The following is a 904-nucleotide window of genomic DNA, read 5'->3' as shown; positions in this document are numbered from 1 at the left end:
TGAATTTTTGTACTTAGCTGTAGGGCCCAAAATCAAAAAGGGCGCTGACATGAAAAAAGGTTTGATGGTGAGTTCTGTGATCGTTGGATTATTTGCTTGCAGCAGTAGTTCGGGACCTGACGCACCAGAGAGTATTCATATCAATACAGACTTGAGCGCATTGTTGAGTGATCATGCGAAAGTTGGTTCCACACATACTTTTTAAAGGCATGTTGACAGGTGTTGGTTGAATAATTCCGGAGCTATTTACCCACGCGTGAACTTATTTAGATGCTTTTGTTCTTTAGATATAAACCAAAATAAAGCATGGACTCGTAAAGCAAATTGGTTCTGGTATAGGCTAGAGAAGTGATACTTGGACAAGATGTTTCTGCTGTCTTCTTTAGCCAATAAAAACAAACTTCAGGGAAATCATCATGAAAGCCTTAAATGCGAATGGTCGTATCGAATGTAAAGCCGCGGTTGCGTGGAAAGCTGGAGCTCCGCTATCAATAGAAACTATCGAAGTGGAGATGCCGAAAGCAGGTGAGGTGCTGGTAAAAGTACTTGCATCTGGCGTGTGTCACACTGATGCATTCACTTTGACGGGAGAGGATCCAGAGGGTGTTTTTCCAGCGATTCTTGGTCATGAGGGCGGCGGTATTGTTGAAGCTGTTGGTGAGGGCGTAACTTCTGTAGCGGTCGGTGATCATGTCATTCCGCTCTACACGCCAGAATGCCGCGAATGTAAGTTTTGCTTATCCGGTAAAACAAATCTGTGTCAAAAAATTCGTTCTACGCAAGGTCAAGGTTTGATGCCTGACGGCACAACTCGTTTCTCGAAAGACGGCGAAAAAATCTATCACTACATGGGTACGTCGACCTTTTCTGAATACACGGTACTCCCTGAGATTTCACTGGCTAA

2 protein-coding genes are annotated in these 904 nt (G+C 43.9%); both read left to right on the top strand.

The features are described 5' to 3' along the window. Window positions 1–205 (top strand): hypothetical protein (locus tag A3738_RS02645; RefSeq protein ID WP_231876509.1); only part of this gene is annotated, 205 nt, incomplete at its 5' end. A gap of 211 nt (window positions 206–416) precedes the next feature. Continuing rightward, window positions 417–904: alcohol dehydrogenase catalytic domain-containing protein (locus A3738_RS02640; RefSeq protein WP_156503898.1), on the top strand; the 488-nt coding region annotated here is incomplete at its 3' end.

This window comes from Oleiphilus sp. HI0066 (genome assembly GCF_001635725.1).
The sequence above is the reverse complement of the archived record's forward strand: the minus strand, read 5'-3'. Positions and strand labels throughout refer to the sequence as shown.